The 26301-nt window shown below is 65.1% G+C and carries 23 protein-coding genes and 1 pseudogene; 9 read left to right on the top strand and 15 right to left on the bottom strand.

All coding sequences use genetic code 11. The annotated features are described in order from the left end of the window. The 3 genes from AC628_RS09245 to ubiE all read right to left on the bottom strand — a co-directional run. Positions 1–725: flavoprotein (locus AC628_RS09245; RefSeq protein ID WP_283806546.1), on the bottom strand; the 725-nt coding region annotated here is incomplete at its 3' end. A 66-nt stretch (positions 726–791) separates the two neighbouring features. Beyond that, positions 792–2366 carry a 2-polyprenylphenol 6-hydroxylase gene (gene ubiB / locus AC628_RS09240; RefSeq protein ID WP_074126546.1) on the bottom strand — a complete coding sequence of 525 codons (1575 nt, stop codon included), beginning with the start codon at positions 2364–2366 and terminating at the stop codon, positions 792–794. Then, positions 2363–3124 carry a bifunctional demethylmenaquinone methyltransferase/2-methoxy-6-polyprenyl-1,4-benzoquinol methylase UbiE gene (gene ubiE / locus AC628_RS09235; protein ID WP_074126545.1) on the bottom strand — a complete coding sequence of 254 codons (762 nt, stop codon included), beginning with the start codon at positions 3122–3124 and terminating at the stop codon, positions 2363–2365. The genes ubiB and ubiE overlap by 4 nt, the downstream gene beginning before the upstream one ends. Before the next feature lie 162 nt (positions 3125–3286). On the opposite strand from ubiE, the gene mutM reads away from it, so the two are divergent. From mutM to ggt, 3 genes are all read left to right on the top strand, one after another. Then, entirely contained in the window at positions 3287–4168 is an 882-nt protein-coding gene (mutM, locus tag AC628_RS09230) for a bifunctional DNA-formamidopyrimidine glycosylase/DNA-(apurinic or apyrimidinic site) lyase (RefSeq protein WP_074126544.1), read from the top strand. Position 4169: 1 nt separating this feature from the next. Further along, positions 4170–4727, top strand: coding sequence for a GNAT family N-acetyltransferase (locus AC628_RS09225; RefSeq protein WP_074126543.1), 558 nt, complete (start codon positions 4170–4172; stop codon positions 4725–4727). A gap of 110 nt (positions 4728–4837) precedes the next feature. Then, entirely contained in the window at positions 4838–6517 is a 1680-nt protein-coding gene (gene ggt, locus AC628_RS09220; RefSeq protein ID WP_074126551.1) for a gamma-glutamyltransferase, read from the top strand. Between the two features lie 199 nt (positions 6518–6716). Here the strand turns inward: ggt and AC628_RS09215 are convergent, their stop codons facing one another. Beyond that, entirely contained in the window at positions 6717–8090 is a 1374-nt protein-coding gene (locus AC628_RS09215; protein ID WP_074126542.1) for a serine protease, read from the bottom strand. Positions 8091–8200: 110 nt separating this feature from the next. On the opposite strand from AC628_RS09215, the gene AC628_RS09210 reads away from it, so the two are divergent. Next, positions 8201–9001: a HesA/MoeB/ThiF family protein gene (locus AC628_RS09210; RefSeq protein WP_074126541.1), complete on the top strand. Its 801-nt coding sequence runs from the start codon at positions 8201–8203 to the stop codon at positions 8999–9001. A gap of 212 nt (positions 9002–9213) precedes the next feature. Here the strand turns inward: AC628_RS09210 and AC628_RS09205 are convergent, their stop codons facing one another. Beyond that, complete coding sequence (locus AC628_RS09205) at positions 9214–10215, bottom strand: aldo/keto reductase (protein ID WP_074126540.1); 1002 nt, start codon at positions 10213–10215, stop codon at positions 9214–9216. A gap of 125 nt (positions 10216–10340) precedes the next feature. On the opposite strand from AC628_RS09205, the pseudogene AC628_RS09200 reads away from it, so the two are divergent. After that, a pseudogene (locus AC628_RS09200) lies at positions 10341–11241 on the top strand (LysR family transcriptional regulator). 408 nt (positions 11242–11649) lie between these two features. Here AC628_RS09200 and AC628_RS09195 read toward each other — a convergent pair. Further along, positions 11650–12654, bottom strand: coding sequence for a 2-hydroxyacid dehydrogenase (locus AC628_RS09195; RefSeq protein WP_074126539.1), 1005 nt, complete (start codon positions 12652–12654; stop codon positions 11650–11652). Between the two features lie 355 nt (positions 12655–13009). Between AC628_RS09195 and AC628_RS09190 the strand changes: the two genes are divergently transcribed. After that, complete coding sequence (locus AC628_RS09190; protein WP_502689614.1) at positions 13010–13534, top strand: SH3 domain-containing protein; 525 nt, start codon at positions 13010–13012, stop codon at positions 13532–13534. 125 nt (positions 13535–13659) lie between these two features. Here the strand turns inward: AC628_RS09190 and irrA are convergent, their stop codons facing one another. After that, positions 13660–14151, bottom strand: a complete 492-nt coding sequence (gene irrA, locus AC628_RS09185; RefSeq protein ID WP_026192029.1) for an iron response transcriptional regulator IrrA — start codon at positions 14149–14151, stop codon at positions 13660–13662. A gap of 330 nt (positions 14152–14481) precedes the next feature. Here irrA and fabA point away from each other — a divergent pair, with 330 nt between their 5' ends. The 3 genes from fabA (at position 14482) to fabV (ending at position 17520) form a co-directional block, all read left to right on the top strand. Further along, positions 14482–15003 carry a 3-hydroxyacyl-[acyl-carrier-protein] dehydratase FabA gene (gene fabA, locus AC628_RS09180; protein ID WP_074126537.1) on the top strand — a complete coding sequence of 174 codons (522 nt, stop codon included), beginning with the start codon at positions 14482–14484 and terminating at the stop codon, positions 15001–15003. Between the two features lie 43 nt (positions 15004–15046). Beyond that, the gene (gene fabB, locus AC628_RS09175; protein WP_074126536.1) at positions 15047–16270 is read left to right on the top strand and encodes a beta-ketoacyl-ACP synthase I; all 1224 of its coding nucleotides are present in this window, start codon (positions 15047–15049) and stop codon (positions 16268–16270) included. A gap of 77 nt (positions 16271–16347) precedes the next feature. Beyond that, the gene (gene fabV / locus AC628_RS09170; protein WP_074126535.1) at positions 16348–17520 is read left to right on the top strand and encodes an enoyl-ACP reductase FabV; all 1173 of its coding nucleotides are present in this window, start codon (positions 16348–16350) and stop codon (positions 17518–17520) included. A 127-nt stretch (positions 17521–17647) separates the two neighbouring features. Here the strand turns inward: fabV and AC628_RS09165 are convergent, their stop codons facing one another. The 8 genes from AC628_RS09165 to infB all read right to left on the bottom strand — a co-directional run. Then, positions 17648–18244, bottom strand: a complete 597-nt coding sequence (locus AC628_RS09165) for a glutathione S-transferase family protein (protein ID WP_074126534.1) — start codon at positions 18242–18244, stop codon at positions 17648–17650. Next, positions 18241–18717, bottom strand: coding sequence for a GNAT family N-acetyltransferase (locus AC628_RS09160; protein ID WP_074126533.1), 477 nt, complete (start codon positions 18715–18717; stop codon positions 18241–18243). Before AC628_RS09160 ends, AC628_RS09165 begins: the two co-directional genes overlap by 4 nt. Positions 18718–18841: 124 nt before the next feature. Continuing rightward, positions 18842–19576, bottom strand: coding sequence for a superoxide dismutase (locus tag AC628_RS09155; protein WP_074126550.1), 735 nt, complete (start codon positions 19574–19576; stop codon positions 18842–18844). Positions 19577–19766: 190 nt separating this feature from the next. After that, positions 19767–21923, bottom strand: coding sequence for a polyribonucleotide nucleotidyltransferase (gene pnp / locus AC628_RS09150; protein ID WP_074126549.1), 2157 nt, complete (start codon positions 21921–21923; stop codon positions 19767–19769). Positions 21924–22236: 313 nt separating this feature from the next. Next, positions 22237–22506, bottom strand: coding sequence for a 30S ribosomal protein S15 (gene rpsO, locus AC628_RS09145; RefSeq protein WP_066504937.1), 270 nt, complete (start codon positions 22504–22506; stop codon positions 22237–22239). A gap of 2 nt (positions 22507–22508) precedes the next feature. Continuing rightward, positions 22509–23618 carry a tRNA pseudouridine(55) synthase TruB gene (gene truB / locus AC628_RS09140; protein ID WP_074126532.1) on the bottom strand — a complete coding sequence of 370 codons (1110 nt, stop codon included), beginning with the start codon at positions 23616–23618 and terminating at the stop codon, positions 22509–22511. Then, a complete protein-coding gene (rbfA, locus tag AC628_RS09135) occupies positions 23618–24028 on the bottom strand; it encodes a 30S ribosome-binding factor RbfA (RefSeq protein ID WP_074126548.1) in 411 nt (136 codons plus the stop codon). The genes truB and rbfA overlap by 1 nt, the downstream gene beginning before the upstream one ends. Before the next feature lie 164 nt (positions 24029–24192). Further along, a partial coding sequence (gene infB / locus AC628_RS09130) for a translation initiation factor IF-2 (RefSeq protein WP_074126547.1) occupies positions 24193–26301 on the bottom strand: 2109 nt, incomplete at its 5' end.

Raw genomic sequence — 26301 nt, 5'->3', positions numbered from 1 at the left:
GCGGCCGCGGCGATCTCGGTTGGCTCGGCCATCCGCCCGACGCCGGCTTCACCGGCTTCGGCCATCTCGCCGGCGTTGGGGCCGACGGTGTGGACGCCATCACGGCGGAGCTGCAGCACGTTGCGGCGGGTGGCCGGGTTGTTCCACATCAGCGGGTTCATCGCCGGCGCCAGCAGGATCGGCCGGTTGGCCGCCAGCAGCGTGGCGGTGGCAAGGTCGTCGGCGTGGCCCTGCGCCATCTTGGCCATCAGGTCGGCGGTCGCGGGCGCCACCACGATCAGGTCGCAGTCCCGCGCCAGGCGGATATGGCCGGTGTCGAATTCGCTCTCGGCGTCGAACAAATCGGTGTAGACGCGCTCATGCGACAGCGCGCTGGCGGCCAGCGGGGTGACGAATTGCTGGGCCGCCTTGGTCAGCACGCAGCGGACCTGGATGCGCCGCTCCTTGAGCCGCCGGATCAGATCCAGCGCCTTGTAGGCCGCAATGCCGCCGCCGATGATCAGGGTCACCCTGGGCTCGCCGGCCGCACTGGCGGCCCGTGGCGCGGGCGCTGGCACTGTCGCGGAACCCGCGCCGGGCGCCTCCGTGGGCTCCGTACCGCCGTCTGCGAGCTCCCGGAGGATCACCCGGACCTCCTCCTCGACCGAGCGCCCGTTCTTGGCGGAGCGGAGCCGCAGATAGCTCTTCAGCGCGTCGTCGAGTTTGCGGATGGTCAGGCTGGCCATGGCGTGCCCTCAGGCATCATGCTCAAACAATGATAGCGATGCTATCACAATGTGCATGCATTGCAATCAATGGGCCCGGATGGCGAAGAAGATTGCGATGGAGGCGATGGCAATGACCCAGAGGCCGACGGTCTGCACCCGCGCCTTGCGGGCCTCGGCGCGGGCCATTTCGTCGATCGAGTCCGACGACAGCATGTGGCCCTCCCGGGTCATGGTCTCCAGCTGCTCGAGCACGGTCACGGCGCGGTTGGCGATCGACGGCAAATTGGCGAGGATGCGACCGAGCTCGCCCGCACCCGAGATCGCGCCCTGGATGCGTCCGGCCGGCCCGAGATTCTGCGTGATCCATTCGCGCACCACGGGGTCGGCGATCTTCCAGATGTCGAGCTTGGGGTCGAAGCCGCGCGCGACGCCCTCGACCACCACCATGGTCTTCTGCAGCAGGATCAGTTCGGGCCGCGTCTGCATGTCGAACAGGCCGGTGACCTCGAGCAGAAGCGTCAACAGCTTCGCCATCGAGATTTCCTCGGCGGTGCGGTTGTGGATCGGCTCGCCGATGGCGCGGATCGCCTGCGCGAAATTCTCCACCGAATGGTGGCCCGGCACATAGCCGGCCTCGAAATGCACCTCGGCGACGCGGCGATAGTCGCGGGTGATGAAGCCGAGCAGGATCTCGGCCAGGAAGCGCCGCTCCTTCAGCCCGAGCCGTCCCATGATGCCGAAATCAACGGCGACCAGCCGGCCGGCCTCGTCGAGGAACAGATTGCCCGGATGCATGTCGGCATGGAAGAAGCCGTCGCGCAGTGCATGGCGCAGGAAGCTCTGGATCACCTTGCGGCCGAGATCGGGCAGGTCGACCTTGGCTTCGGCGAGGCGGGCGTGATCGTTCAGCGCGATGCCGTCGATCCATTCCATCGTCAGCACGCTGTGCGCGGTGCGGTCCCAATCCACCGCGGGCACGCGGAAATCCGGGTCGTCGCGGGTGTTCTCGGCCATCTCCGACAGCGCAGCCGCTTCGAGCCGCAGGTCCATCTCCATCGCGACCGAGCGCGACATCGTGTTGATGACTTCGATCAGCCGCAGGCGCCGCGCTTCGGCCGAATGCGCCTCGGCCTTGTGCGCGACGAAGAAGAAGTCGCTGAGGTCGCGGCGGAAGCGCGCGGCGACGTTGGGCCGGAGCACCTTGACCGCCACCTGCTGCCGCGCGCCGTCGTGCTCCACCTCGGCGCGATGCACCTGCGCGATCGAGGCCGCGGCAACCGCAGGACCGAGATGCACGAAAGCCTGCGCCAGCGGCCGTTCCAGCGATTGCGCGATGACGGCTTCGGCCGCTTCCTGCGCGAATGGCGGCAGCCGGTCCTGCAGGCTTTCGAGATCGAGCGCCATCGCAACGCCGACCACATCGGGCCGCGTCGCGAGGAATTGCCCGAGCTTGAGATAGGCCGGCCCGAGCCGGGTCAGCGCGCGCGACAGCCGTGGACCGGACTTGCCGTCGCGGCGCTCGACCAGCCGCGCCAGCTTCAGCGCCAGCTGCCCGGGCGGCGGCACCAGCGCGGGATCGACGACGCCGAACACGCCTTCGCGCGCAAACACGAAACCGGCGCGGGCAAGGCGCGCGATGTGGGACAGTGCAGAGATCACAAACGCCAGCCCGAATGCAGCGCCACGATGCCGCCGGAGAGGCTCTGCCACTTCACGCGCGCAAAGCCGGCGGCGGTGATCATCTCGGCGAACGCGCTCGGCCGCGGGAATTTGCGGATCGACTCGACGAGATACTGATAGGACTCGGCGTCGCCGGTGACGGCGCGGCCGAGCGGCGGGATCACCTTGAAGGAGAACAGGTCGTAGATCCGGTCGAGGCCGGGCACGTCGACGGTGGAGAATTCCAGGCACAGGAAGCGGCTGCCCGGCTTGAGCACGCGATAGGCCTCGCGCAGCGCCAGCTCGATCTGCGGCACGTTGCGGATGCCGAACGCGATGGTGTAGGCGTCGAACGAACGGTCGGCGAAGCCCAAGGCCTCGGCATTGCCCTCGACGAACGAGACGCGGTCATCGAGGTGCTGTTTGGTGGCGCGTTCGCGGCCGACGGCCAGCATGTCGGTATTGATGTCGCAGACCGTGGCGTGGAAGCCGGTGCCCGCGGTCTTGGCGGCCCGGAACGAGATGTCGCCGGTGCCGCCGGCGACGTCGAGCAGTGCGAACGGCCGGTCGCCCTTCGGCGGGTCGAGCGCCGTGATCATGACGTCCTTCCAGGCCCGGTGCAGGCCGCCCGACATCAGATCGTTCATCAAGTCGTAGCGCTGTGCCACGCTGTGAAACACGTCGTTCACCAGCGTCTGCTTCTCGCCCAGGGGCACGTCCCTGAAGCCGAAATGGGTGGTTTGATCCGGCCGATCCATCACTCAGAACTCTTACCTTTTTGGTCGCGTTTTCTTCACGCGAACCGGTGGTCATCCCGCATCAAGTGCGGGACAGGCTCCGCCCGAAAACGCTCCAGCCAAACCATAGCGCGGCGGCCGCAATGGCGCTATCACGTCACTTCCAAAAGGTGAATGCCTGCCATGCCGGAATTACCCGAAGTCGAGACCGTCCGCCGCGGCCTGCAACCGGCCATGGAAGGCTCCAAAATCCTCAAGGCCGAGGCCCGCCGCAAGGATTTGCGGTTTCCGTTTCAAAAAGACTTTATCGCCCGGCTCGAGGGCCAGACCATCACCGGGCTCGGCCGCCGTGCCAAATATTTGATGGCGGACCTGAACTCAGGCGACGTGCTGCTGATGCATCTGGGCATGTCGGGCTCGTTCCGGGTGCTCAAGGGCGATGGCGCGGCGACGCCGGGACAATTCCACCATCCGCGCAGCGACGATCGCGCGCACGATCATGTCGTGTTCCACATGTCGTCGGGCGCGGCGGTCGTGTTCAACGATCCCAGGCGCTTCGGCTACATGAAGATCATCGCCCGCAACGCCATCGAGCATGAACCGCTGCTGAAGGGGCTCGGTCCCGAGCCGCTCGGCAACGAGTTCGACGCCGCGATGCTGGCGCGCTCCTGCCACAACAAGAAGACCAGCCTGAAGGCGGCGCTGCTCGACCAGCGCGTGGTGGCGGGACTTGGCAACATCTATGTCTGCGAGGCGCTGTTTCGCTCGCATCTGTCGCCGCGGCGATTGGCCGCGACGCTCGCCACCAAGAAGGCAGAGCCGACCGACCACGCCAGGCGGCTGGTCGACGCGATCCATTCGGTGCTCAACCAGGCGATCAAGGCCGGCGGCTCCTCGATCAGCGATCATCGGTTGACCAACGGCGATCTCGGCTATTTCCAGCATTCGTTCCAGGTCTATGACCGCGAAGGCGAGACATGCCGCACGTCGGGCTGCGAGGGCATCGTCAGGCGCTTCACCCAGAACGGCCGTTCGACGTTCTGGTGCCCGAAGTGCCAGAAGTGACATGTTCGAGACGCCGCGCATCGAGACGCAACGCCTGATCCTGCGGCCGCTTGCGCCCTCGGATGCCCCAGCGATCCAGCGTCACTTCAACAATTGGAACGTGATCAGGACTCTCGCCACGGTGGTGCCGTGGCCGTATCCCGAAGACGGCGCGGAAAGCTTCATCAAGCGGGAGCTGGACAAGATCGCGGCCGGCGAGGAGAGCTATCAATGGGTGCTGGTGCTGCGCGCCGGCGATGGCGAGGCGATCGGCAACATCAATTTCCGGCCGCGCGCCGATGGCCGCAAGGGCAATCGCGGGTTCTGGCTCGCCGAGCCCTATTGGAATTGCGGCCTCATGACCGAGGCGATCGCGGCGGTGAACGACTTCGCCTTCCTGACGCTCGGCCTCGATCACTTCCATGTCTGCAACGCGCAATCCAACGTCGCCTCGCGCCGGGTCAAGCAGAAGACCGGCGCCGAATTTGTCGGCTTCGTCGAGCTTCCGCACCACAATGGCGAAACCCGGGCGGAGAAGTGGAAAGTCACGCGCGAGACCTGGCTGCGTGATCGGCGCTGACATCGCATTTGCGAATGCCGCCATGAGGAAGTTCGCGGCGGCTTGACCGCGCCTGCGAGGCCGAACAACATGGCGCCCATCGCTCCCTAGAAAACGAGAACACAATGGCGATGAACGGCAACTGGCGCGATCGCGCCGCGACAAGCTTTCAGTGCGAGAAGCAGCCGGCGACCAGCAGCCGCGGCATGGTGGTGAGCAATCATCCGCTGGCCTCTGCTGCGGGCGCCGAGATGTTAGCTGCCGGCGGCAATGCGATCGATGCGGCAATCGCCACTCTGTTCACGCTGACCGTGGTCGAGCCGATGATGGTCGGCATCATCGGCGGCGGCATGGCGCATATTCGCCTCGCCGACGGCAGCCATCGCTTCATCGACGGCCAGAGCACGGTGCCGCAGGCGGTGAAGCCGGATACCTACACCTCGAAGCCCGGTTCGGCGCACGATGTGTTCGACACCGTCGGCAACGAGAATCTGAACGGGCCGAAGGCGGTCGCGGTGCCGGGCTCCCTGAAGGCGTGGTGCGAAACCTTGCGCCGCTTCGGTACCATGAGCCTTGCCGACGTGATGCAGCCCGCGATCAAGCATGCCGCGCGCGGCTATGCGGCGACGCCTTACCTGCACGAATGCATCACCGACGGTGCCGAGGAGATGCTGAAGGACAAGCCGATCTCGGCGATCTATCTGCCGGGCGGCACGCCGCTGAAGCCGGGCGAGCGCGTGGTGCAGGCGGAATATGCCGAGACGCTGAAATACATCGCCGACCACGGCGACAACGCACTGTACCAGGGACCGCTCGGCGACGTCCTGGTCGACTACATGAAAAAGAACGGCGGCTTCATCGCGCAGGAAGACCTTGCGACCTACAAGACCGTCGAGCGGCAGCCGATCCGCTGTGACTATCGCGGCTGGGAAATCCTCGGGCCCCCGCCGCCGGCGGCCTCAGGCGTGCACATCACAGAGATGCTCAACATCCTCGAAGGCTATGACATCGCGCGCCTCGGCTTCGGCACGGCCGAGACGATCCATTACCTTGCCGAGGTGTTGAAGATCGCCTTTGCCGATCGTGAAGCTGCGAGCGGCGATCCAGCCTATGTCAACGTGCCGGTGGAGCAGCTGACCTCGAAGGCCTATGCCGAGGAACGCCGCCGCGCGATCGACCCCGACCGCGCGCAGGCGTGGGGCGCCGGCGTCACCCAGCTCGAAAGCGCGCACACCACGCACATGACCGCGGCGGATGCGATGGGCAATGTGGTCGCGACCACCCAGACCATCAACAATCTGTTCGGCGCCAAGATCCTGATCCCGGGCCTCGGCACCGTGCCGAACAACTACATGAACCTGTTCGATCCGCGACCGGGGCACGCGCTGTCGCTGGCGGCGGGCAAGCGCGTCACCACCTCGATGTCGCCGATGATGGCGCTGCGCGACGGCAGACTGGTCTACGCACTCGGCCTGCCCGGAGGAAAGCGCATTTTCCCCAGCGCGATGCAGGCGCTGATCAATTTGATCGATCACGGCATGGACCTGCAGGAAGCGGTCGAAGCGCCGCGGGTCTGGACCGAGGGCAATGCGCTGGAGGTCGAGCAGGCGGTGCCGGAGACCATCCGCGCCGCGCTATCAGCAAAAGGCCACAAGGTGCAGGTGGTGCCGACGGTCGCCGGCGGCATGAACGCGATCCAGTTCCACGCCGATGGCACTATGTCGGGCGCGGCCTGCTGGCGCGCCGACGGCACGCCGGTCGGCATTGCGGGCGGTCTCGCCCGCGCAGGGGTGCGGTTCGCGTTGAGGTGACGTCGACTACGCTGTTTGGCAGGTTGAACCGAGCACCATCCTCAACGTCGTCCCGGCGAAGGCCGGGACCCATAACCACAGCCCGTCATTGTTGCGCGCTGCTGGAACGACGAGTCCCGCCTACAACGTCTGCTGCGGCGTATGGGTCCCGGCCTGCGCCGGGACGACGAGTGGGCAGAGCCCGGGCTGCTCTGGCGAGTTACTTCCGGACGCAGATCACGCGGACCACGGCGGATTTGGCGTCAGCGGATTCGCTCGCCGCATCGACGCCATGCGCCTTCAGGAAATTGCGCACCGTGTCGGCCGGCACCAGCGTGGCCTGCGCCGGTGGTGCCGCGTTTGCGGGGCCTGCAACGATGACGGGCTTCAGCAATGCGATGCCGGCAAACTTGCCGCCGCCGTCGAGCGCCGCGGCGCCGGAGAACCCGAGCGCGGGCGGCGGCGACAGCGCCTGATCGCTGCCGCCGAGCTGTGCCACAGAAGCCTTGACGCTGCTCGCGGCCGCACCGCCGCCCTGGCTCTGCGGATCGGCGATGCCGGTGATGTCGAGCGCGGTCTGCGTCGCCTGGCCGGCGATGCTGAGCGGCTTCAGCCCGCGCGCGCCGTAGATGCGCAGCAATGCGAGATCGTGGTCCTTATCGGCGGCGACCCGGTCGGCATTGCCATAGCCCGGGATCGTCAGCGCGATGCAGTCATCGGTCGCTATCCGGTCGGTGATAACTGCGCCATCGTCGCTGACCACGACGCCGGTGGCATATTCGACGGTCTTGCGCGGCGGCGGACCGGCCTGCACGCCTGATGGAAATGCGTTGAAAGCGCTCGACATCGCGATCACCACCGGCTCGACCGTGGTTTGCATCGCCTGGTCGTACAGGATGGTGAGGATGCGGACCTCGTCGCCCTTCAAGGTGCCGCGCAGATAGAACTTCTTCAGCCCCTGCATGCCCGACAGCACGAAGAAATCCGGCTTCACCACGGTGTAGTCGATGGTGCGGCCGGCCGGCTCCTTCTTTTCCTGCTCGGCGAGCTTTGCGGTGGTCGGGCTGGCTTCCTTGCGCCGGGTCAGCAGCACCTGAACGGTGCCGGTCGGCGAGGTCCATTTGGCGCCGGAGGCGTCGCTGGTGAGCTGCGGCACCAGTTTTGTCGGAATGCCGAGCCGCGCCCCGGTGGCGGGCTCGGTGACGATCCGCCAGCCGACGCTCTCCTGCTTGCGCCGTGCGGTGTCGGCGAGCACGCCGCGCTCCTGCGGATTCAGCACGCCGGTCGGCTTGCCGCCGCGATTCTTCTGGAATTCCTTGATCGCATTGACCATGCGCTCGCTGGCGTCGCCGGTAATGGCGCCGTTATATTCGCCGACCCAGGCGAGGTCGGATTGCAGCGCCAGCCGCTCGGCCTGCGCCATCGCGCTCGCGGTATCCTCCGGCTTCTGCAGCGCGGGTCGGATCGGCACCGTCGTCACGGTCTTCGGCTTGGCCCCGGCCGTCGATGGCGGCGTCAACTGGGCATGCGCAGCGCCCATGCCTCCAACCGTCACGGCCGCGACCATCAATGTTGCCGAAAGCATCAATCTCATGACAAATCCGGGGAAATGACTGAAACCATTGACGTCGACGCAATTAAGCACATCTGCTTGGTCGGCAACAACCGCGCTCCGGTTCAGGGAACAGCGCGCAGGACATCAAGATGCTGAGTGCCGACGAACTTGAACGCTATGCCCGCCACATCGTGCTGCGCGAGGTGGGCGGTCCCGGCCAGAATGCGCTGAAGCAGGCGTCGGTGCTGGTGATCGGCGCCGGCGGCCTCGGCGCGCCGGTGCTGATGTATCTGGCCGCCGCCGGTGTCGGCCGGCTCGGCGTGATCGATGACGATATCGTCTCGCTCTCCAATTTGCAGCGCCAGATCATCCATACGACGTCCGACATCGGCAAGCGCAAGGTCGACAGCGCGGCGGCGCAGATCCACGCGCTCAATCCGCATGTGACGTTCGAGGCGCATCCGATGCGGCTCACCGCCGACAATGCGATGGCGCTGATCGGAAATTACGATCTCGTGCTCGACGGCTCCGACAATTTCGAGACCCGCTATCTCGTCGCCGACGCGTGCTTCCTCGCGAAGCGGCCGCTGATCACGGCGGCGCTGGGCCAGTTCGACGGCTCGCTGACCACGATCCGCGCCCACGAGAAGAATGCCGAAGGCGTCTTCAACCCGACCTATCGCTGCTTGTTCCCGGAGGCGCCGCCGCCGGGCACCGTGCCGGCCTGCGCCGAGGCCGGCGTGATGGGCGCGCTGGCCGGACTCATGGGATCGATGATGGCGCTGGAAGCGATCCGCGAGATCGTCGGTTTCGGCGAGGGCCTGGTGGGCCGTCTCCTGATGGTGGATGCGCGCGCGATGCGATTCGAAACCCTGCGTTACGCGCGCGATCCGCAGAACCCGCTCAACGGCGATGCTGCCGTGATCACCGATCTGAGCGGGCATCTGTGAGATTGGGGCGTGAGAGATGAGGTTGAACTGGATCGACAGCGGGGGTTCACCTCTCCCTTGGGAGAGGTCGGCGCGCAGCGCCGGGTGAGGGATTACGGTCCCTCACTAGAGCTGCGGCCCCTCACCCGATTTGCTTTGCAAATCGACCTCTCCCCGACGGGGAGAGGTGAAGCAAGTGCATAGTCGAAACGCTTCGATTCAAACGTCTTGCTCTAGGACGCGCGCTTCTCGCTGTCCATGTGCCGGAGGTGCTCCTCCGGGTAGCGTCCGCCGGCGGCGGCGCCGGGCGGAAATGCTTCCGCGAGCGCGGCAAGATGCGCCTCGGTCAGCTTCACATCGCGCGCGCCGAGCGCTTCGGTCAGCCGTTCGCGCCGCCGCGCGCCGACCAGCGGCACGATGTCGTTGCCCTGCGCCGCGACCCAGGCGATCGCGACCTGTGCCGGCGAGGCGCCGATCTCGCCGGCGATGCAGCGCAGCCGATCCGCAAGTGCGAGGTTGGTGTCGATATTGTCGGCCTGGAAGCGCGGGCTCAGCAGGCGAAAATCCTTCGCCTCCGCGTGGATCTTCGACCAGTGCCCGCTGATCAGCCCGCGCGCCAACACGCCATAGGCGGTCATGCCGATGCCGAGCTCGCGGCAGGTGTTCAAGATGTCGGTCTCGATGCCGCGCGAGATCAGCGAATATTCGATCTGCAAATCGGCGATCGGATGCACCTTGTGGGCGCGGCGGATGGTATCGGAGCCGACCTCTGATAGCCCGATATGCCTGATCCAGCCGGCCTTGATCATGTCGGCCATCGCGCCGACCGTGTCCTCGATCGGCACGTTGGGATCGAGCCGCGCCGGGCGGTAGATGTCGATGTGATCGACGCCGAGCCGCTGTAGCGAATAGGCGACGAAATTCTTCACCGCGACCGGACGGCTGTCATAGCCGAGGAAACCGTAGTTGCGATCGCGCAGCGCGCCGAACTTGACGCTAATCTGCAGATTGTCGCGGCTGCGGCTCTTCAACGCCTCGCCGATCAGCATCTCGTTATGGCCCATGCCGTAGAAATCGCCGGTGTCGAGCAGCGTGATGCCGGCATCGAGCGCGGCGTGGATGGTGGCGATGCTCTCGTTGCGATCGCTCGGGCCGTAGAAATCAGACATCCCCATGCAGCCGAGGCCGATCTGCGAAACCGTGGGGCCGGTGGAACCGAGTTTACGTGTATCCATGGTGGTGTTCCCTGCGTGTTGCGGCGTGCGATCACGCCGCCAAGATCGCGAGGCCGATATATGGGCCGGCCCGTGTTTCGGGATAAGCTGGACAATCCAGAATGGGTTGTTCACTATATCGAACAATGCAGGATTTCGACCTTCGCGACCTCGACGCCTTCGCGGCGGTGGCGCGCACGCGCAACTTCCGGCGCGCCGCGCTCGAGCAACGCGTCTCCGTCTCAAGCCTCAGCCAGCGGCTGCGCGACATGGAGGAGCGGCTCGGCGTGCGCCTGATGAACCGCACCACCCGAAGCGTATCGCTGACCGAGGCCGGCGAGCTGCTGCTCGCCCGCGTCGCGCCGGCAATGGTCAATGTCGCCGATGCGATCACCGAGGTGCGCGGCCTGCGCGCCGAGCCGTCCGGGCGGCTGCGCATCAACGCGCCGCCGCCCGCGGTCGATCTCGTGCTGGCGCCGATGATCGCGCCGTTCCTCGCCAGATATCCGAAAGTTGACCTCGACCTCGTGGCCGAGAGCGCGTTCGTCGACATCGTCGCGCAGGGTTTTGACGCCGGCGTGCGTTACGGCGAGCATTTGGCGCAGGACATGGTCGCGGTCCCGCTCGGCGCGCCGCAGCGATACGCGGTCGTGGCGTCGAGCGACTATGTCGCGAAGCATGGCCGGCCGCTGCATCCGAAGGATCTGCTGGCGCATGCCTGCATCCGCAGCCGCTTCAGCAACGGCGTGATGTTCGATTGGGAACGGCCGCGTGGTGAAGATCTCGCCGCCGGCCAAGCTGACCGCGACCCATCTCGGCCTCGCGCTGCGCGCGGTCCATGACGGTGTCGGCTATTGGGCGACCTTCGAGGGCTACGTCCGCTACGGCGTCAAATCCGGCGCGCTCGTCAGCGTGCTCGATGACTGGTGTCCGCCGTTCGACGGCCCGTTCCTCTATTATCCCAGCCGCCGCCAGCCGCCGCCGGCACTCGCCGCGTTCGTGTCGTTCGTCACCGACTGGCGCAAGCAGGCGCGGCGGAAGAAATAAGGTCGAGCTGCCTCCACATCGTCGTCCCGGCGAAAGCCGGGACCCAACCACAGCACTCACAATTGCGAAGGCTGGGGCCCCAACTCGATACAACCATGAACATCGGTGGTTGGGTCCCTTGCTTTCGCAGGGACGACACCGAATGTGGGTCGGCCGCACCGGCACCTTTGCATGGGGTTGTTTTCAATATTTTGGCTGTGCCGTCGCACCCTCCCCTGGAGGGGGAGGGTCGGCTCACATGGAGCGCAGCGTAATGTGAGACGGGGTGGGGTGATCTCTCAACACGGGCAGTCTCTACGTGGAGAGACTTTCACCCCACCCCGCCGCTCATTTCATTCGCGTCGACCCAAGAGCGAGCTTCGCTTGTCTCGACCCCTCCAGGGGAGGGTGAAGGAGCACTGTACGACCTCACAGCATGCTTGGCAGCACGCGATCCGGCGGCTTGTGGGCGTCGAGGAAGGTTCGGATGTTGATGATCACCTTCTCGCCCATCTCGACGCGGCCTTCGATGGTGGCCGAGCCCATGTGGGGCAGCAGCGTCACCTTGCCGGCCCTGGCGAGCCGCACCAGCTTCGGGTTGACTGCGGGCTCGTGCTCATAGACGTCGAGCGCTGCGCCGCCGATCTCTCCGGCCTCGATCAGCTTGATCAGCGTGTCCTCGTCGATCACCTCGCCGCGCGAGGTGTTGACGACATAGGCCTCTTTCCGGATCAGCTTGAGCCGCCGCGCCGAGAGCAAATGATAGGTCGCCGGCGTGTGCGGGCAGTTCACCGAGATGATGTCCATCCGCGCCAGCATCTGATCGAGGCTTTCCCAATAGGTCGCCCCGAGCTCCTCGGCGATCATGGGCGCCACCGGGCGGCGGTTGTGATAGTGGATCTGCAGGCCGAAGGCGCGGGCACGGCGCGCCACGGCCTGGCCGATCCGGCCCATGCCGACGATGCCGAGCCGCTTGCCGCCGATGCGGTGGCCGAGCATCCAGGTCGGCGACCAGCCGGCCCAGTGCTGCTTGCCTTCGGTCAGGATCGAGGCGCCTTCGATCAGCCGGCGCGGCACCGCGAGGATCAGCGCCATGGTCATGTCGGCGGTGTCCTCGGTCAGCACCTTCGGCGTGTTGGTCACCGTGATGCCGCGGGCATGGGCCGCGGCGACGTCGATATTGTCGACGCCGTTGCCGAAATTGGCGATCATCTTCAGCTTGCAGTCGGGCTGGTTGATCACGTCCTCGCGGATCATGTCGGTCACGGTCGGCACCAGCACGTCGGCGGTCCGTGCCGCCTCGGCGATCTGTTCCGGCGTCATCGGCGTGTCGTCGAGATTCAGTCTGGCATCGAACAGCTCGCGCATCCGGGTCTCGATCGAGTCCGGCAGCTTGCGAGTGACGACGACGAGAGGCTTTTTCTTCACCGACATGTCCTGCTTTCATGAGGTGCGCGGCTCGCCAAAAACCGAGCCGTTGAGGCCTCATTAACCCGGTTGTTCGACACTGCTGATAGCCGCGCTGTCCCGGCGTTTCCTTCGCGTTTCCTAGGGTTCCCCGATACTTGCCCCGGCTTTCGTCAGGGGAAATTCGGGTGTTCTGGCTCTCAGGCGTTCCGTCCTCTCTAGCAGAAGGCCGGGCCAAGACAAGAACCCCTCGGACGTGCGGTGCGGGAGCGGACGGCGCGGTCGCAGGGGCCTGAGACTTTAGGCGTGGGTTTGGATTTGGGTTTGGGTTTGGGTTGCAGCTCGCCGAATGCGGTTGAGCATCCCGGCAGGAGACGAGTTGATGGTCTGGCGTTTCGGTTCATTGGTGGCTCTGGTCGGGAGCATGCTGAGTGCGTCGGTCAGCCCCGGACATTCCGCCAAGGATTTGAGCCCCACCACCAGCGGCCTGCCGATTCCGCGTTACGTCAGCCTGAAATCCGATCATGTGAACGTCCGGGCCGGCCCAACCAAGGACAATGACGTCGCCTGGGTCTACACGCGCTCCGGGCTGCCGGTCGAAATCACCGCCGAGTTCGAGAACTGGCGCCGGGTGCGCGATTCCGAAGGCGCCGAAGGCTGGGTCTATCATTCCCTGCTGTCCGGCCGCCGCACGGCGGTCGTCACCATGAAGAACAAGGACGATCTGGCCTCGCTGTACGATCGTCCCGACGCCACCAGCGCGATCGCGGCGCGCCTGCAGGCCGGCGTCGTCGCGCAGGTCAAGAAATGCGCCAACAGCTGGTGCCGGGTCACCGGCAACGGGTTCGACGGCTGGATCGAGCAGCAGCGCCTGTGGGGCGTCTATGCCGACGAGAAGGTGGACTGAGATTTGTTGTCGTCCCGGCGCAGGCCGGGACCCATACCGCGTGATTTATCATTGGCGCGCGGTAGGAGACGCCTTTAGCAGCAACCAAGATTTGTTGTCGTCCCGGCTTTCGCCGGGACGACAAGTCAGCGCTTCTTGCGCAGCCGCACGACCATGTCGACGCGGGAAATCTCGTAGCCTTCCGGCACGTCGGGCATCTTCGACAGCACGAGGTTCGGGTCGGGAATATCGACCAGCTCGTGATTGTGCTCGAGGTAGAAGTGATGATGGGTCGACACGTTGGTGTCAAAATAGGTCTTGGTGCCGTCAACGCTGACCTGGCGCAGCAGGCCGGCGTCCGTCAGCTGGTTGAGCGTGTTGTAGACGGTCGCCAGCGACACCGGAACCTTGGCCAACGTGGCTTCCTCGTACAGCATTTCAGCGGTCAGGTGGCGGGCACCCTTGCCGAACAGCAGCCAACCCAGCGCCATGCGCTGACGGGTCGGCCGGAGGCCGGCAGACTGCAGCATCTCGTTGACGTCATGCCACGGGCAGCCGGTCAGGGCAGGGTGGTGCCCAGCGCCCCGGGCAGCCGGGTGCACGGCATCATCATTCACAGCCGGTACTTCCTCGTTCATATCCACTCTATGCACCCAACTCAGGCAATATTCCTCATAAATATAAAAAGGATGCCTATCAGATGCAAGTTTTTCGCAACTAGAACGAATCCAAGCTGCGGTAGAAACCTAAGGCAAAGCGGTCATTTATCATCGGAATGCCGCTTTGCTGGCCAGTTAACCCTATGTTAGAGAGCGCGCGGACCACATATGCGCTTTCGGCAGAGATAACAGGCCGGTAGCGTACCCAGGTAGCGCCAAGATGCGGGACGGGTTATTCCGGTTCCCGTGGGTAGATTAAGGTCCGACCAAGCAAAAGCGCTTCATCGGGACATCAGAGGTGGAAAGAGGATGCTGGATCGGCGCGGCGGTTACGAATACGAGGATTTGCTGGCTTGCGGACGGGGCGAGCTGTTTGGTCCCGGCAACGCCCAGTTGCCGCTGCCGCCGATGCTCATGTTCGATCGCATCAGCGATATCTCGGAAAACGGCGGCGAGTACGGCAAGGGGCTGGTACGCGCCGAGCTCGAGGTGAAACCGGACCTTTGGTTCTTCGGCTGCCATTTCAAGAACGATCCGGTGATGCCGGGCTGTCTCGGTCTCGATGCCATGTGGCAAATGGTCGGCTTTTACCTTGGCTGGATCGGTGGCGAAGGTCGTGGCCGTGCGCTTGGCCTCGGCGAGCTGAAGTTCTCCGGACAGGTGCTGCCGCACGCGCGCAAGGTTGTGTACAACATCGATATCAAGCGCGTGATGCGGTCAAAGCTCGTGCTTGGAATTGCCGACGGGTGGCTTTCCATGGACGACGAGATTATTTATCGCGCCAAGGACTTGAAGGTCGGATTGTTCAAGCAGGGCACGGCGCCATCTTGAGCAGGATCATCATGCGGCAACATAAAGGCAGGGCGAGGCGAACATGAGGCGGGTTGTCATCACGGGGATGGGTATTGTCTCGTCCATCGGTAACAACACCCAGGAAGTGCTTGCGAGCCTCTACGAGGCGAAGTCGGGCATTTCACGTGCGGAGAAAGCCGCCGAGCTTGGCTTTCGCTCGCAGGTGCACGGTGCGCCGACACTCAATCCCGCCGAGGTGATCGATCGCCGCGCGATGCGGTTCCTTGCCGAAGGTGCTGCCTGGAATCACGTCGCCATGGAGCAGGCGATCCGCGACTCCGGGCTCGAGGAGAAGGAAGTCTCCAACATCCGCACCGGCATCATCATGGGATCCGGCGGACCGTCGACGCGCACGCTGGTGGAAGCCGCCGACATCGCGCGCGCCAAGGGCCCGAAGCGCGTCGGTCCGTTCGCGGTGCCGAAGGGCATGTCGTCGACGGCATCGGCGACGCTCGCGACCTGGTTCAAGATCAAGGGCGTGAACTACTCGATCTCCTCGGCCTGCGCGACGTCGAACCATTGCATCGGCAATGCCTACGAGACGATCCAGATCGGCAAGCAGGACATCATCTTCGCCGGCGGTTGCGAGGAACTCGACTGGACGCTGTCGGTGCTGTTCGACGCGATGGGCGCGATGTCCTCGAAATACAACGACACGCCGGCCACCGCCTCGCGTCCTTACGACATCAGCCGCGACGGTTTCGTGATCGCCGGCGGCGCCGGTGTCGTGGTGCTCGAAGAGCTCGAGCATGCCAAGGCGCGCGGCGCGCGAATCTACGCCGAGGTCGTCGGCTACGGCGCGACCTCTGACGGATACGACATGGTGGCGCCGTCCGGCGAGGGCGCCGAGCGCTGCATGCGCATGGCGATATCGACGGTGAACACGCCGGTCGACTACATCAATCCGCACGCCACCTCGACGCCGGCCGGCGATCCGCCGGAGATCGAGGCGATCCGCAAGGTGTTCGGCACCGGCGACAAGTGCCCGCCGATTTCGGCGACCAAGGCGCTGACCGGCCACTCGCTCGGCGCGACCGGCGTGCAGGAAGCGATCTACTCGCTCTTGATGCTGAACAACGGCTTCGTCTGCGAGAGCGCGCATATCACCGAGCTCGACCCGGTGTTCGCGGATATGCCGATCGTGCGCAAGCGGATCGACAACGCCAAGCTGACGACCGTGCTGTCGAACTCGTTCGGCTTCGGCGGCACCAACGCGACGCTGGTGTTCAGGCGGCTTGACGCGTGATTTCGCCTCTCCCCGCTTGCTGAGGGAGGACCGCAGCAGCGCATGGGAATATTGCAACGATCCGGAATGGGGTGGGAATGATTATTGAACCGCGCGTGCGAGGCTTCATCTGCACGACGGCACATCCCGTCGGCTGCGCCACCAATGTCCGCGAGCAGATCGCCTACGTTCTGAAGCAGGGTCCGGTTGCCGACTGTCCCAAGCGCGTCGCCGTGCTGGGCTGCTCGACGGGCTACGGCCTCGCGAGCCGCATTGTTGCGACCTTCGCCGGCGGCGCCGATACGATCGGCGTGTCGCTGGAGCGCGAGCCGTCGGAAAAGAGAAGCGCCAGCGCCGGCTGGTACAACAACCGCGCCTTCGAGATCGAGGCCGAGAGGATCGGGCGATCTCCGCTCACGCTCGAAGGCGACGCCTTCTCCGACGAGCTGAAGAAAGACTTCATCGAGCGGGTGCGCGAGAAATTCGGACAGCTCGATTTGCTGGTCTACAGCATGGCCGCGCCGGTCCGCACCGATCCCGACACCGGCAAGACCTATCGCTCGGTGATCAAGCCGCTCGGCGCCCCGGTCGAGATCAAGACGCTCGACACCGAGACCGGCGAGGTGTTCCAGACCACGCTCGAGCCTGCGAACGAAGACCAAACCGCGGCGACCGTCGCTGTGATGGGCGGCGACGACTGGAAGCGCTGGATCGACCAGCTCGCCGATGCCGGCGTGCTGGCGCCGGGCTTCCGGACGCTCAACTACACCTATATCGGCAGCGAACTGACCTGGCCGATCTACTGGAACGGCACGCTCGGTCGCGCCAAGGTCGATCTCGATGCCAAGGCGGAAGCGATCCGGGGCCGGCTCGGTGCGGACGCGGCGCGCGTCGTGGCGCTGAAGGCCGTCGTCACCCAGGCGAGCTCGGCCATTCCGGTCGTGCCGCTCTATGGCACGGTGCTGTTCAAAGTCATGAAGCAGCTCGGGCTGCATGAGGGCTGCATCGAACAGATCGATCGCCTGTTCCGCACCCGGCTCGGCAAGGACGTCGCGCTCGACGACGCGCAGCGCATCCGGGTCGACGATTGGGAGCTTTCGCCCGAAGTGCAGACCGAAGTGTCGCGGCGCTGGCCGCTACTCACCACCGAGACGCTCGGCGAGCTGGCGGATCTCGGCGAGTACAAGAGCCAGTTCCTGCGCCTGTTCGGCTTCGGCATCGACGGCGTTGACTACACGCAGGACGTCGATCCGCGCGTCGTGCCGGGTTAGGCCAGCCGGAATTCACCACCTCGTAGCCCGGATGAAGCGAAGCGAAATCCGGGTTTGTCTCCGCGGAGAAGCTGTCCCGGATTACGCTGCGCTCCGTCCGGGCTACGCGACGACAGAGACTCGAAGCTCACCCCGCCGCGATCTTCTCTGCGCGCTGGAACGCGGGCCGTGCAACGCAGCGGTCGATATAGGCCTCGAATGACGGCCGCGGCGGCACCATCTTGAAGATGCGCACCGCAAAGTTCAGTCCCGCGCCGATCGTGATGTCAGCGGCGGAGAATTGCTCGCCAAGGATCCACGGTCCCTTCTGCAGCTCGGCATCGAGCACGTCGAACACCTGCGCCGCGCTGCCCCACGCCGCGGTGCTGGTCGGCACTTCGAGCTTGGTGAAGAGCTGGATCAGCGCCGGCTCGATGCAACTCGGCGAGAAGAACAGCCATTGCAGATAGCGTGCGCGCTTCGGGTCAGTCGTGGCCGGCGCGAGCTTCGTCTCGGGATAGCGGTCGGCGATATAGGCGCAGATCGCCGCCGCCTCGGCGAGCTGTGCATCGCCGTCGGCCAACGCCGGCACCTTGCCCATCGGGTTGATCTTGAGGAACTCCGGCGACTTCTGCGCGCCCGTGCTGATATCGGTCAGCACCCGCTCATAAGGCAGGCCGGATTCCTCCAGCAGCCAGATGGCGGAGAACGAGCGCGAGCGCGGCGACCAGTACAGCTTGATCATGAGTTAACCTCCGACGTGTGGTTCGCTCTCTTCCACCGGTAGTGCTTCATCGTGAAGCCGGTCACCGGACTGAGGGATTCTTTCTCGAACACAAATCCTTCGCGCTCGTACCAGCGCCAGGCCTTGTCATTCTCGCGGACGCATTTCAGCCAGATCTCGTCAGGCATTTGCCGGCGCGTGAAGGCGAGCAGATGGCGTCCGAGGCTTCGGCCCTGATGGCTTGGCGCGACCATCAGCTGGTCGAGCAGCAAGGTCGGCAGATGCAGCGCCAGCATGGCGGCGATGGTGCCGTGATCGTCGGCGACGAACAGGCTCCAGCCGCCGGCGATCTCGCGCGGCAGGCGTGCGCGCAGATCGTTCAACAAGCTCTCGCTTGCTTGCGAGAGCCCGGTCGAAACCCAGCTCTCCATCCAGACGCGCGCGATCACGTCATGGTCGTCGGGGCGGCCAGGGCGGATGGTCGGCAGCCTCATCGGCGATCCCCATGGCGCTCGACACCGGTGGCGCGACGCTGTGGACGTAAGGGTGAAAGCCCCGCGGAGCGATCGCAGGGCGTTCGAACGTAACGCAGTTCCTGGCGAGCGGCGAGCCCGCGGCTCACACGCCGAGCGTGCCGGCCTTTGCGGCCGCATAGCGCTCGGCCACGGCCTTCCAGTTCACCGTGTTCCACCACGCCTTGAGGTAATCGGGCCGGCGGTTCTGGTATGTCAGGTAATAGGCGTGCTCCCAGACATCGTTGCCGAGCAGCGCACGCTTGCCGTCCATGATCGGATTGTCCTGGTTCGGCCGCGTTTCGATCGCGAGCTTGCCGTCCTTGGTCACGGTGACGAACACCCAGCCGGAGCCGAACACGCGTCCGCCGGCGGCATTGAAGTCGGTCTGGAATTTCTCCATGCCGCCGAGGTCGCGGTCAACAGCGGCGAGCACCTCGCCATCGGGCTTGCCGCCGTTCGGTCCCATGATCTGCCAGAACATCGTGTGGTTGGCGTGGCCGCCCATGTTGTTGCGCACGCCGGTGCGGATCGCTTCCGGCACGCTGCCGAGATTGGCGAGCACGTCGGTGACCGGCTTCTCCGCGATCTGCGGATTGTCCTTGGCGAAGGTGTTGAGGTTGGTGACATAGGCCTGGTGATGCCGGTCGTGATGGATCTCCATCGTCCTGGCATCGATATGCGGCTCGAGCGCATTGGCGGGATAGGTCAGCGGATCGATCTTGAACGGTCCGGCTGGGGCTTGCGCCGTGGCCTGGGCGAATGCTGCGCGCGACGAGGCGGCGGCTGCGGCGATGCCGCTTGCTGCGATGATCAAATGGCGTCGGGACATCAAGGACATCGTCATTCTCCATGCTGGGACAGCCTCCTGATGTTAGGCGCAAGTTGTGAACGGGTTCCAACAGAGCCGGTCACAATATCGGGTCAAAACCGCGCACTCCGATAAGCGGAGATTGATTTGCGGCTCCTGCGACAAACTAAAAAGGGCGGCCACAGGGCCGCCCTTTTCGCAACAATCGATTTGCCTTGGCTTACTCGCCGGCGGCTTCGCGCGGCGCCGGAGCGTCGCTCTTCTGCTTGGCCTCGAGGTCCTCGCCGGTCTCCTGATCGACCGCCTTCATCGACAGGCGGGTCTTGCCGCGATCGTCGAAGCCGAGCAGCTTGACCTTGACCTTGTCGCCTTCCTTGACGACGTCGGAGGTCTTCTGCACGCGGTTGGCCGCGAGCTGGCTGATGTGGACGAGGCCGTCCTTGGCGCCGAAGAAGTTCACGAACGCGCCGAACTCCATCACCTTGACGACGGTGCCCTCGTAGATCTGGCCGACCTCCGGATCTGAGGCGATCGACTTGATCCACTTGATCGCAGCCTTCATCGCCTCGCCGTCATTGGAGGCGACCTTCACGGTGCCGTCGTCCTCGATGTTGACCTTGGCGCCGGTCTTCTCGACGATCTCACGGATCACCTTGCCGCCGGTGCCGATCACTTCACGGATCTTGTCGGTGGCGATCTTGAAGGTCTCGATGCGCGGAGCGTATTCGCCGAGCTCGGCGCGCGCCGCGGTGAGGGCCTTGGCCATCTCGCCGAGGATGTGGATGCGCCCTTCCTTGGCCTGGCCAAGCGCAACCTTCATGATCTCCTCGGTGATGCCCTCGATCTTGATGTCCATCTGGAGCGAGGTGATGCCCTGGTCGGTGCCGGCGACCTTGAAGTCCATGTCGCCGAGATGATCCTCGTCGCCGAGGATGTCCGACAGCACCGCGAAGCGCTGACCCTCGAGGATCAGGCCCATGGCGATGCCGGCCGTCGGCCGCTTCAGCGGCACGCCGGCGTCCATCAGCGACAGCGAGGCGCCGCAAACCGAAGCCATCGAGGACGAGCCGTTCGACTCGGTGATCTCGGAGACCACGCGGATCGTATACGGGAACTCGTGATGCGGCGGCAGCACCGGGTGGATCGCGCGCCAGGCGAGCTTGCCGTGGCCGATCTCGCGGCGCTTGGTGCCGCCGAGGCGACCGGTTTCACCGACCGAGTAGGGCGGGAAGTTGTAGTGCAGCAGGAACGTTTCCTTGTACGTCCCCGACAGCGCGTCGATGTACTGCTCGTCCTCGCCGGTCCCGAGCGTGGTCACGACCATCGCCTGGGTCTCACCGCGGGTGAACAGCGCCGATCCGTGAGCGCGCGGCAGCACGCCGGCTTCAGCGATGATGTTGCGCACGGTCTTGACGTCGCGGCCGTCGATGCGCTTGCCGGTGTCGAGGATGTTCCAGCGAACGATCTTGGCTTCCAGTTCCTTGAACACGGCGGCGACGCGGAGCTTGTCGTATCTCGGCTCCTGGCCTTCCGGGAAGAAGTGCGCGAGCACCTTCTCCTTGACGGCGCCGACCGCGGCATAGCGTTCCTGCTTGACCGGGATCGCGTAGGCCTTGCGCAGCTCCTGCTCGGCAATGCCAAGCATTTCCTTCTCGATCTCCGAATTGTCGATCGTGGTGACTTCGCGCGGCTCCTTGGCAGCCTTCTCGGCCAGCTCGATGATCGCGTTGATCACGGGCTGGAAGTGGCGGTGGCCGAACATGACCGCGCCGAGCATCACGTCTTCGTTGAGCTCCTTGGCTTCCGACTCGACCATCAGCACGGCGTCGGCGGTGCCGGCGACGACGAGGTCGAGCTGGGTCTCGGTCATCTCGTCCAGCGTCGGGTTGAGGATGAATTCGTCATTGGCGAAGCCGACGCGGGCGGCGCCGATCGGGCCCTTGAACGGGGCGCCCGACAGCGTCAGCGCGGCGGAGGCGGCGACCAGCGACACGATGTCCGGATCGTTCTCCATGTCGTGCGAGAGAACGGTGACGATCACCTGGGTCTCGTTGCGCCAGCCATCGACGAACAGCGGACGGATCGGACGGTCGATCAGGCGGGAGACCAGCGTCTCCTTCTCGGTCGGACGGCCTTCGCGCTTGAAATAGCCGCCGGGAATGCGGCCCGCGGCGTAGGTCTTCTCCTGGTAGTCGACCGTCAGTGGCAGGAAGTCGACGCCTTCGCGCGGCGCCTTCGCCGCGACGACGGTGGCAAGCACCACGGTCTCGCCGTAGGTCGCCATCACGGCGCCGTCGGCCTGGCGGGCGATCTTGCCGGTTTCTAGTTTGAGGGGACGTCCACCCCAGTCGATCTCGACGGAATGCGAATTGAACATTTCGGTTTCTTTCATGGTTTCACGAAAGCACGGAGCCCTGAAACACAAAGACCATGCCAAGACGGCGAGACACTGACGCGCTGCTGCGGTCAGCATCCGGCGATCCTGCCATGGTCCCTGGATTTCGGATGGCGTCCATCCTTTCGGTCATCTGGGCATCTTGCCCGGTCCAGCGGCCGGATTGCTGCTGGACGCTAGTTGGCATGGCGCGACTGCCATGCTGCGCATGATCATCTTTCGACAATTCGAAAGCCCGGGTTCACGGACGATCATGCGAAAACGCGCGCGAACCTTCGCGCGCGTGCTTCTCAAATCAACGACGGATGTTGTGCTTTTCGAGCAGCGCCTTATAGCGCGCCTCGTCCTTGCGCTTGATGTAGTCAAGCAGGGAGCGACGCGTCGACACGAGCTTCAGGAGGCCGCGGCGTGAATGGTTGTCCTTCACATGGCTCTTGAAGTGCTCGGTGAGGTTATTGATGCGTTCCGACAGGATCGCGACCTGGACCTCGGGCGAGCCGGTGTCGCCGGCTTTGGTGGCATTCGTCTTGATGACTTCCGCTTTGCGTTGCGCGGTAATCGACATCGTCAGTTACTTTCATTGTTGCGAGCCGGACCGGCAGTCAGTCCGTTCAGGTTGAACACGCGCTTGGGGATGAGTTCGCCATTGCCAATTTCAGCAAGCGCGAGAAGCCGGCCTGCCACCGTGACATAGACTGTGCCGCTAGTATTGGGCGCATCCCGTCCGCGCAACAAAACGGCCTGGCCCCTGTGGAGCCTTGCCGCATCAGCCCGTGTGACGGCCAGTGCCGGGATGTCGTCCAGCGCGGTCTCAACGGGCAAAAGCGCGTCGGCGAGGCTGCCCTCGCCAGACGCGGCTCTATTGCATAAAGCCTCCAACTGTTCCAGCGGAATCATGTCCGCTTCCGTAAACGGACCGACCAGGGTCCGCCGCAGGGCGCAGATATGGCCGAAACAGCCCAGAATCCGGCCCATATCGCGGGCCAAGGCCCGGACATAGGTTCCCTTGCCGCACTCGGCCTCGAACACGGATTGTCCGTTATCTCCATGTTCCACAAGGGTTAATTCGTGAATCTCGACCGGGCGGGGCTTCAGTTCCACGGTCTCGCCGTCGCGCGCCAGATCATAGGCCCGCTCGCCCTGCACCTTGATGGCCGAATATTGCGGCGGGATCTGCTCGATCACCCCGGTGAAGCGCGGCAGCAGCTCGCGGATCGAATCGGCGGTCGGCCGGTTCTCGCTGGTCCGGACCGGCCGCCCCTCGGTGTCGTCGGTGTCGCGCTCCTCGCCCCAGCACACCGTGAAGCGGTAACGCTTGCGGCCGTCCATCACGAACGGCACCGTCTTGGTGGCCTCGCCCAGCGCGATCGGCAGCCCGCCGGAGGCGAGCGGATCGAGGGTGCCGGCATGGCCGGCGCGCTTGGCCTGGAACAGGCGCTTGAGCACGGCGACCGCCTGCGTCGAGGTCATGCCGATCGGCTTGTCGAGCACCACCCAGCCATGGACATCGCGCTTGTCGCGGCGCGGCTGCTGGTTCTGCCTGCCCTGCTTCTGGCGCGGGTCGTTGTTGGTGCGGCGCGCATCGTCGCTGCGCTGCCCGGCAAAAGCATCCCGCTCAGCGTCGCGCGCGTCGGTATCCTTCGCGTCCATCACGCTGTTGGTCGTCATCACAGTCATCACTCTTCGTCCGAATCGGGTGCAAGGTCGCGCTGCACCGCAGGTGTCCGCAGTAGTTTCTCGATGCGCTCCGCCTCGTCGAACCGCTCGTCGACGCGGAAGCGAATGTCGGGGGCAAATTTCAGGTTGACGCGATGCGCGATCTCGCCGCGAAGGAACTTCTTGTTGCGCTCGAGCGCTGTGATCACCGTGTCGGTGTCGCGGCCGCCGAGCGGCATCACGTAGATCGTCGCGAGCTTCAGGTCCGGCGACATACGCACCTCGGGCACGGTGATGATGTGGCCTTCGAGATCGGGATCGTGGACTTCACCCTGTGACAGAATCTCGGCAACCGCATGGCGAACGGTTTCGCCGACGCGCAGCTGACGTTGCGAGCCGCCCGGGCTGGAACTCTTCTTTTGACGGGGCATGACCTTCTTCCAAAACCGTCGCGCCCGCAGGCCCTCGGCCGCGGGCATCAATGTCCTGACTTTGCTTTCAATCGGGCAATGCGCGGGTGGCCGGACCAAACGTCCGGCCACCTCGTCGCATTTCAGTTAAATGGACCCAACGCTGAGCTTCGTAAGATTTGGACTTACAGAGAGCGCTGGATCGTCTCGATGCGGTAACATTCGATCACGTCGCCGACACGCATGTCGCCGTAGTTCTCGAATGCCATGCCGCATTCCTGGCCGGACTGCACTTCCTTCACTTCATCCTTGAAGCGCTTCAGGGTCGACAGCTTGCCTTCGTGCACCACGACGTTGTCGCGGATCAGACGCACATTGGCGCCGCGTTCCACGGTGCCGTCGGTGACGCGGCAACCCGCGACCTTGCCGACCTTGGAAATGTTGAACACTTCCAGGATCTGCGCGTTGCCCAGCATGGTTTCGCGCAGCGTGGGCGCGAGCAGGCCGGACATCGCCTTTTTGATGTCATCCACGAGGTCGTAGATGATGTTGTAGTAGCGGATCTCGATGCCGTTGCGCTTGGCCGCGGCGGCCGCTTCCTTGTTGGCGCGGACCGAGAAGCCGATGATCGCGGCGTTGAAGCCTTCCGCCAGCGTGACGTCGGACTCCGAGATGCCGCCGACGCCGGCATGCAGGATGCGGGCGGCGACTTCGTCGGTGCCCAGCTTCTCGAGCGAGCCCAGGATCGCTTCCAGCGAGCCCTGCACGTCGGCCTTGACGATCAGCGGGAACTCCTTGCGGCCCGCGGTCTTGAGCTGCGACATCATCTGCTCGAGCGAGCCGCGCATACCCGAGATCGAGGCAGCCGCGTTCTCGCGCTTCTGGTGCGCGCGGTAGCTCGTGACCTGGCGGGCGCGGGCTTCGTTCTCGACGACGGCGAGGCGGTCGCCGGCTTCCGGCGGGCCGTTGAAGCCGAGCACCTCGACCGGCACGGACGGGCCGGCCTCTTCGAGATTCTCGCCCTGGTCCGAGATCAAGGCGCGGACGCGGCCCATTTCGGCGCCGGCCACGATGATGTCGCCGACGCGCAGCGTGCCGCGCTGCACTAGCACGGTCGCGACCGGACCGCGGCCGCGATCGAGCTTGGCTTCGATCACGGTGCCTTCCGCCGGACGCTCCGAATTGGTCTTCAGGTCGAGGATTTCGGCCTGCAGCGCGATCATCTCGAGCAGCTTGTCGAGATTGGTCTTGTTCTTCGCCGAGACCTCGACGTCGACGACGTCGCCGCCAAGCGATTCGACCTGCACCTCGTACTGCAGCAATTCGGTGCGCACGCGCTCCGGCCGCGCATCGGGCTTGTCGATCTTGTTGATCGCCACGATCATCGGCACCTTGGCTGCCTTGGCGTGGTTGATCGCCTCGATCGTCTGCGGCATCACGCCGTCATCGGCCGCGACCACCAGCACGACGATGTCGGTGACCTTGGCGCCGCGGGCGCGCATCGCGGTGAACGCGGCGTGGCCGGGCGTGTCGATGAAGGTGATCTTGGTGCCGGTCTCCGGCGAGGTCACCTGATAGGCGCCGATATGCTGGGTAATGCCGCCGGCTTCGCCCGACACCACGTTGGCGTGGCGCAGCGCGTCGAGCAGCGAGGTCTTGCCGTGGTCGACGTGACCCATGACGGTGACGACAGGCGACCGCGGCTCGGTATCGGTGGAATTGTCGACGACGTCGAACAGGCCTTCTTCCACGTCCGACGCGGCGACGCGCTTGACGCTGTGGCCGAGCTCTTCGGCGATCAGCTGCGCGGTGTCGGCATCGATCACGTCGGTGATCTTGTGCATCGCGCCCTGCTTCATCAGCATGCGGATGACGTCGACCGCGCGTTCCGACATGCGGTTCGCCAGTTCCTGGATCGTGATCGCTTCCGGGATGGTGACTTCGCGGATCAGCTTTTCCTTGGGCTCGTTCGACGCATGCCCCTTCAGGCGCTGAGTGCGGCGGCGGAACGAGGCGATCGAACGCTCGCGGACGTCGTCGGCGTTGAGCGCAGTGGTCAGGGTGAGGCGGCCGCGCTCTTTCTGCGGACCGGGCTTGTGGGTGGTCTTCGGAGCCGCGACGGGGCGCACGGCGCCGCCGGGGCGGCGCACCATGCGCGGACCTTCGTCTTCGTCGGGCCCGGCCGCAACCGCCGCCGGCCTCGGCGCAGAGGCCGGTGTGCGCGCGGTTGTCGTGGTCGTCGGGCGTGATGCGGGTGCACGGGCGGCCGGAGCAGATGCAGCAGGCGCTGACGT

The organism is Bradyrhizobium sp. NAS96.2, from assembly GCF_001908235.1.
Taxonomy (GTDB): domain Bacteria; phylum Pseudomonadota; class Alphaproteobacteria; order Rhizobiales; family Xanthobacteraceae; genus Bradyrhizobium.
The sequence above is the reverse complement of the archived record's forward strand: the minus strand, read 5'-3'. Positions and strand labels throughout refer to the sequence as shown.

Coding starts and splice junctions, on each gene's coding strand:
- ubiE (WP_074126545.1), bottom strand. CDS start 3,124: ATGGATCGGCCGGATCAAACCACCCATTTCGGCTTCAGGGACGTGCCC.
- mutM (WP_074126544.1), top strand. CDS start 3,287: ATGCCGGAATTACCCGAAGTCGAGACCGTCCGCCGCGGCCTGCAACCG.
- AC628_RS09225 (WP_074126543.1), top strand. CDS start 4,170: ATGTTCGAGACGCCGCGCATCGAGACGCAACGCCTGATCCTGCGGCCG.
- ggt (WP_074126551.1), top strand. CDS start 4,838: ATGAACGGCAACTGGCGCGATCGCGCCGCGACAAGCTTTCAGTGCGAG.
- AC628_RS09215 (WP_074126542.1), bottom strand. CDS start 8,090: ATGAGATTGATGCTTTCGGCAACATTGATGGTCGCGGCCGTGACGGTT.
- AC628_RS09210 (WP_074126541.1), top strand. CDS start 8,201: ATGCTGAGTGCCGACGAACTTGAACGCTATGCCCGCCACATCGTGCTG.
- AC628_RS09205 (WP_074126540.1), bottom strand. CDS start 10,215: ATGGATACACGTAAACTCGGTTCCACCGGCCCCACGGTTTCGCAGATC.
- AC628_RS09195 (WP_074126539.1), bottom strand. CDS start 12,654: ATGTCGGTGAAGAAAAAGCCTCTCGTCGTCGTCACTCGCAAGCTGCCG.
- AC628_RS09190 (WP_502689614.1), top strand. CDS start 13,010: ATGGTCTGGCGTTTCGGTTCATTGGTGGCTCTGGTCGGGAGCATGCTG.
- irrA (WP_026192029.1), bottom strand. CDS start 14,151: ATGAACGAGGAAGTACCGGCTGTGAATGATGATGCCGTGCACCCGGCT.
- fabA (WP_074126537.1), top strand. CDS start 14,482: ATGCTGGATCGGCGCGGCGGTTACGAATACGAGGATTTGCTGGCTTGC.
- fabB (WP_074126536.1), top strand. CDS start 15,047: ATGAGGCGGGTTGTCATCACGGGGATGGGTATTGTCTCGTCCATCGGT.
- fabV (WP_074126535.1), top strand. CDS start 16,348: ATGATTATTGAACCGCGCGTGCGAGGCTTCATCTGCACGACGGCACAT.
- AC628_RS09165 (WP_074126534.1), bottom strand. CDS start 18,244: ATGATCAAGCTGTACTGGTCGCCGCGCTCGCGCTCGTTCTCCGCCATC.
- AC628_RS09160 (WP_074126533.1), bottom strand. CDS start 18,717: ATGAGGCTGCCGACCATCCGCCCTGGCCGCCCCGACGACCATGACGTG.
- AC628_RS09155 (WP_074126550.1), bottom strand. CDS start 19,576: ATGTCCTTGATGTCCCGACGCCATTTGATCATCGCAGCAAGCGGCATC.
- pnp (WP_074126549.1), bottom strand. CDS start 21,923: ATGTTCAATTCGCATTCCGTCGAGATCGACTGGGGTGGACGTCCCCTC.
- rpsO (WP_066504937.1), bottom strand. CDS start 22,506: ATGTCGATTACCGCGCAACGCAAAGCGGAAGTCATCAAGACGAATGCC.
- truB (WP_074126532.1), bottom strand. CDS start 23,618: ATGACTGTGATGACGACCAACAGCGTGATGGACGCGAAGGATACCGAC.
- rbfA (WP_074126548.1), bottom strand. CDS start 24,028: ATGCCCCGTCAAAAGAAGAGTTCCAGCCCGGGCGGCTCGCAACGTCAG.